The 4,705-nt window shown below is 71.2% G+C and carries 6 protein-coding genes and 1 pseudogene; 5 read left to right on the top strand and 2 right to left on the bottom strand.

The genetic code is table 11. From position 1 onward, the window contains the following. The first annotated feature begins 14 nt into the window (after positions 1-14). The gene (locus tag ABDV68_RS18405; RefSeq protein WP_343521549.1) at positions 15-179 is read left to right on the top strand and encodes a hypothetical protein; all 165 of its coding nucleotides are present in this window, start codon (positions 15-17) and stop codon (positions 177-179) included. A gap of 140 nt (positions 180-319) precedes the next feature. Here the strand turns inward: ABDV68_RS18405 and ABDV68_RS18400 are convergent, their stop codons facing one another. Then, positions 320-1,015, bottom strand: a complete 696-nt coding sequence (locus ABDV68_RS18400; protein WP_343521548.1) for a thioredoxin family protein — start codon at positions 1,013-1,015, stop codon at positions 320-322. 21 nt (positions 1,016-1,036) lie between these two features. Beyond that, positions 1,037-1,261, bottom strand: a complete 225-nt coding sequence (locus ABDV68_RS18395) for a hypothetical protein (protein WP_343521547.1) — start codon at positions 1,259-1,261, stop codon at positions 1,037-1,039. A 262-nt stretch (positions 1,262-1,523) separates the two neighbouring features. Between ABDV68_RS18395 and ABDV68_RS18390 the strand changes: the two genes are divergently transcribed. The 4 genes and pseudogenes from ABDV68_RS18390 to ABDV68_RS18375 all read left to right on the top strand — a co-directional run. Further along, positions 1,524-2,744, top strand: coding sequence for a helix-turn-helix domain-containing protein (locus tag ABDV68_RS18390; protein WP_343521546.1), 1,221 nt, complete (start codon positions 1,524-1,526; stop codon positions 2,742-2,744). A gap of 28 nt (positions 2,745-2,772) precedes the next feature. Further along, the gene (locus tag ABDV68_RS18385) at positions 2,773-3,222 is read left to right on the top strand and encodes a GFA family protein (RefSeq protein ID WP_343521545.1); all 450 of its coding nucleotides are present in this window, start codon (positions 2,773-2,775) and stop codon (positions 3,220-3,222) included. Then, positions 3,219-3,863, top strand: coding sequence for a glutamine cyclotransferase (locus tag ABDV68_RS18380; RefSeq protein WP_343521544.1), 645 nt, complete (start codon positions 3,219-3,221; stop codon positions 3,861-3,863). The genes ABDV68_RS18385 and ABDV68_RS18380 overlap by 4 nt, the downstream gene beginning before the upstream one ends. A 224-nt stretch (positions 3,864-4,087) precedes the next feature. Beyond that, positions 4,088-4,705 (top strand): annotated as a pseudogene (locus ABDV68_RS18375) (type VI secretion protein ImpB); the annotation flags it as partial.

Here is a 4,705-nt window from a genome sequence, read left to right as displayed (position 1 = left end):
CGGGCGAGGAGGAGATGGTCGCGCTGATGCGGCTCGCCCAGCAGCATCTCAGCCCGTCGCAGCTATGGGTGAACCCCGATTGCGGCCTCAAGACCCGCAAATGGGAGGAAGTGCGCCCAGCGATCGACGCCATGGTCGCCGCCGCCCGCACGCTACGCGCCGAAGTGGCGGAGGCTTAACCCAAATCCTCCCCCGCCAGGGGGAGGTGGCACGCGAAGCGTGACGGAGGGGGAGGACGCCCAACGCCTGTCGTCGCTTCCTCCCCCTCCCTCAGCCTGCGGCTGACACCCCCCGCGGGGGAGGATCAATGAGCACGCGCTCAATACTCGTCGTGAAGCCGCACCCAGCTCATCGTGCCGCCGGCCTCGTTGCGGCCCTTGGGGGTCAGGTCGAGCCAGTTCATCGCGCCCATCAGCAGCTCGGTGCCGCGATGATAGGTCGAATAGCTGTGGAAGATCTCGCCCGCGTCGTTCTTCGCGAACACGCTCACGCCGAACATGTCCGAGCTGCGCTGGATCGTGGTCAGCCCGTAATTGTAGAGCGCCCGGCCGGCCTCACGGTCGGCCTGCCTGAACGAGACGCAGAAGTCGTAGTTGAAGTCGCCCTCGTCCGACGACACCCACGGGAACGCCCAGCCCATCCGTTCCTTGACGGCCTCGATCTGCGCGACCGGCGCGCGGGAGACCGCGGCGAAGGCCAGGTCGGCATGCTCGAAATGCTGCCGCGCCGCGTCGGTATGGTCCATCGTGTAGGAGCAGCCCGGGCAAAGATGCTCCGACCCCGGCGCCAGCATGAAGTGATAGACGGCGAGCTGGCTGCGTTCGCCGAACAGGTCGCCCAGCGTCAGCGGGCCGTCCGGCCCCGCGAACACATAGTCCTTCTCGACCCGCACCCAGGGCAGCCCGCGCCGCTCGGCGCGCAGCTCGTCGAGCGCGTGGGTCATCGCGCGCTCCTTCTCGAACAGCGCCTTGCGCGCGGCCATCCATTCCTCGCGCGATACGATTTCATGTTGCATTGCTCTTCTCCTCGTTGATCGTCAGCCGCGCCCGGCAAGCTTGAGCCAGGGCGGCAGGTGGAACAGGCTCATCAGCAGGTACATCGCGGTCATGCCGTCGACCGGCAGCAGCGTGGCCCCCGCCGCACACAAAGCGAGCGGCGGCGCGTCGGCGGCGGAGACCAGCGCCATCGCCGCGAACACCGGCGACGCCGCGAGCGCCAGCCAGGCCGTCTTTCCGGCCGCCTTGTTTGCCGTTGCGGACATCGCCATGCTCCGTCGTCGTTGGTCCATGGAACCTAGGGACGGGCGGCGCGCGGGTGAGAGTTACAAGTGTGACGCGATTTGGGAGCGACGAATCCTTCCCCGCCAGGGGGAGGTGGCGCGCAACGCGCGACGGAGGGAAAGGACGGCGGCGCACCATCGGGTACACCGCGCCCTCCCCCTCCGTCGGCCTTCGGCTGCCACCTCCCCCTGGCGGGGGAGGATCGCCCCCTCATCGCCCCTCCAGCTCGTCACGACGGTCCAGATGGACTCGCTGATCAACGCCGCCGCCCGCGCGCTCGCCGCCGGCAATCCCCTCGCCGCGCTCGATCGCGTCGCATTGCGCGACGACCCCGCCGCGCTCGCGCTGCGCGGCATCGCCATGGCGCAGCTCGGCGACCTCACCCGCGCGCGCGCGCTGCTGCGCCGCGCCGCCCGCGCCTTCGGCAATCGCGAGCCGGCCGCCCGCGCCCGCTGCATCGTCGCCGAGGCCGAGATCGCCCTCGTCTCGCGCGACCTCGGCGAGCCGATGCGCGGGCTCGACGCCGCGCGCGCCGCCCTCGCCGCGCATGACGACCGCGCCAATGCCGCGCATGCCGGCTATCTCGAGGCGCGGCGCCTGCTGCTGATCGGCCGGCTCGACGACGCCGCGCGGATTCTCGAAGCGCTCGATCCCGCCGCGCTGCCCCCGGCCTCCCGCGCCGGCGCCTGGCTGGTCGCCGCGGGCATCGCGATGCGCCGAATCGAGGCCGCGCCCGCCCGCGCCGCGCTCGACCGGGCGGCCGGCGCCGCCCGCCAGGCCGGCATCCCCGCGCTCGCCGCCGAGGTCGCGCAGGCGATACGTGCATTCGATTCCCCCGCCGCCCGGCTCGTCACCCGCGACGGCACGCGGCTGCTCGCCCTCGCCGAGGTCGAGGCGCTGCTCGCCGGCAACACGCTCGTCGTCGACGCCTGCCGCACGGTGATCCGGGCGGGCGAGACTCTCGTCCCGCTCGCCAGCCGGCCGGTGCTGTTCGCCCTCGCCCGCACCCTCGCCGAGGCCTGGCCGCAAGACGTCACGCGCCTCGCCCTGCTCCGACACGCGTTCCGCGCCCGCGAAGCCGACGAGTCGCATCGCGCCCGCCTGCGCGTCGAGATCGGCCGGTTGCGCGCGGAGCTCGACCCGCTCGCCGAGATCAGCGCGACCGAGGACGGCTTCATCCTCAAGCCCCGCGCCGGCCGCGCGGTGGCACTGCTCCTCCCCCCTCAGGAGGACGCGCATGCCGATGTCCTCGCGCTGCTCGCCGACGGCGAGGCCTGGTCGAGCTCCGCGCTCGCCTTGGCGCTCGACGTCAGCCCGCGCACGGTCCAGCGCGCGCTCGAGGCGCTCGCCGGAGCCGGCAGGGCCGACGCCCTCGGAGCCGGCCGCGCGCGCCGCTGGATGGCGCGGCAGACCGTGGGTTTCCCGACAAGCTTGTTACTCCCGGCCGTCCTGCCGGGCGGATAACTTGGCTCCACGATCAAGGAGCGACGACATGACCGAACCCTATACCGGCGGCTGCGCCTGCGGCGCGATCCGCTACGCGATCGCCGAGGAACCGGTGACGATGAACCTCTGCCAGTGCCGCCAATGCCAGCGCGAGAGCGGCAGCGGCCATGGCGCGCACCTCACCTTCGCCGGCGCGACGGTGACGGTCAGCGGCGAACCCGCCTGGTGGGAAAGCGTCGGCGAGAACGGCACGCGCAAGCGGCGCGGCTTCTGCCCCACCTGCGGGTCGCCGATGTTCATCGCGCTGCCCGACCTGCCCGACGTGTTCATCACCAGCGCGGCCAGCCTCGACGATCCGTCGCGCTACCGGCCGCAGGTGATCTACTGGACCGCCGCCGGCCACGCCTGGGACCGCATCGACCCCGCACTCACCCCTTTCGAGAAACTGCCGCCGGAACTGACTCCGGACGCCGCCCCCACAGGAGCAGCATCATGAAGCACGCAGCCGCCGAGATCCTCCGCGAATACGGCCCCTTCCCCACCGGCGACGTCGCCGGCGTCAGCTTCGACGGCGAGCGCGTGTGGTTCGCCACCGGCGAGCGCATCGAGGCGCTCGACCCCGACAGCGGCGAGGTCACCGGCGGGGTCGACGTGCCCGCCGATGCCGGCACCGCGTTCGACGGCACGCACCTCTACCAGATCGCCGAGGCGGTGATCCGCAAGGTCGATCCGCAGACCGGCGCGGTGCTCGCGACCATCCCCGCCCCGGGCAATGGCGGCGACTCCGGCCTCACCTGGGCCGAGGGCTCGCTCTGGGTCGGCGAATATCGCGCCGCCAGCATCCACCAGATCGATCCGGAGACCGGCAAGGTCCTGCGCACGATCAAGTCCGACCGCTTCGTCACCGGGGTCACCTGGGTCGAGGGTGAGCTGTGGCACGCCACCTGGCAGGACGATGCCAGCGACCTGCGCCGCATCGATCCGGCGAGCGGCGCGGTGCTGGAGCGGCTCGACATGCCTGCGGGCACCGGTATCTCGGGCCTCGAATCCGACGGCGCCGGCCGCTTCTTCGCCGGCGGCGGCAAGACCGGCAAGGTCCGCGCGATCCGGCGGCCGGGCTATGCTGCGGTCGCCTGAAACCATTTTCCTACAGCGCGCCGGTTCGGTTAGACTCGGCGGGCTGTTTGACAACCGAAACCCTTGCCCCGCCGCGCGCGTGGAGGTGTGACGTTTGGGACGTTCCGCGGACCCGGCCGCGCGCCCGACAGCACGCCGTGGGTGTCAACCTCGTGTAAACTTAGCGGATTGGGATAGCCCATGCGCCGCGTGACTCCTTTGCCCCGTTCGACTATTGTTCCGCCATGGCGACGGCGCCTCTCCTCGACCTGCCTCCGCGGCCGCTGCGCTGGCTGTATCTCGACCTCAACAGCTTCTTCGCCGCGGTCGAGCAGCAGCTGAACCCCGAGCTGCGCGGCAAGCCGGTGATCGTCGCGCCGGTCAACAGCGACACCACCGTCGCCATCGCCGCCTCGGTCGAGGCCAAGAAATACGGCATCCGCACCGGCACCCCGGTATGGGAAGCCAAGCGCCTGTGCCGCGACCTGCTCATCGCGCCGGGCCAGCACGAGAAATATGTCGAGTTCCACAATGCGATCGTCGACGAGGTCTGGAAGCACATCCCGGTCACCCATGTCTGCTCGATCGACGAGGTCGCCTGCCGCCTGCTCGACAACGAGAACGATCCCGACGCCGCGATCGCGCTCGCCCACCGCATCAAGGATGGCATCCGCGCCAATGTCGGCATCTGCCTCACTTCGTCGGTCGGCATCGCCCCCAACCGCCTGCTCGCCAAGCTCGCCAGCGACATGCAGAAGCCCGACGGGCTCACCGTGCTGACCCAGGAGCAGCTCCCGCACCGCCTGTTCCCGGTCCCGCTGCGCGACATCGCCGGGATCGGCGCCAAGATGGAGAAGCGCCTC

Source organism: Sphingomonas sp., assembly GCF_039595165.1.
Classification (GTDB): Bacteria; Pseudomonadota; Alphaproteobacteria; order Sphingomonadales; family Sphingomonadaceae; genus Sphingomonas.
This window is presented reverse-complemented; position numbering and strand designations above follow the sequence as displayed.

What these genes read in the sequence shown, in the direction of transcription:
- ABDV68_RS18380 (WP_343521544.1), top strand. Translation starts at nt 3,219, where the DNA reads ATGAAGCACGCAGCCGCCGAGATCCTCCGCGAATACGGCCCCTTCCCC.
- ABDV68_RS18400 (WP_343521548.1), bottom strand. Translation starts at nt 1,015, where the DNA reads ATGCAACATGAAATCGTATCGCGCGAGGAATGGATGGCCGCGCGCAAG.
- ABDV68_RS18390 (WP_343521546.1), top strand. Translation starts at nt 1,524, where the DNA reads ATGGACTCGCTGATCAACGCCGCCGCCCGCGCGCTCGCCGCCGGCAAT.
- ABDV68_RS18405 (WP_343521549.1), top strand. Translation starts at nt 15, where the DNA reads ATGGTCGCGCTGATGCGGCTCGCCCAGCAGCATCTCAGCCCGTCGCAG.
- ABDV68_RS18385 (WP_343521545.1), top strand. Translation starts at nt 2,773, where the DNA reads ATGACCGAACCCTATACCGGCGGCTGCGCCTGCGGCGCGATCCGCTAC.
- ABDV68_RS18395 (WP_343521547.1), bottom strand. Translation starts at nt 1,261, where the DNA reads ATGTCCGCAACGGCAAACAAGGCGGCCGGAAAGACGGCCTGGCTGGCG.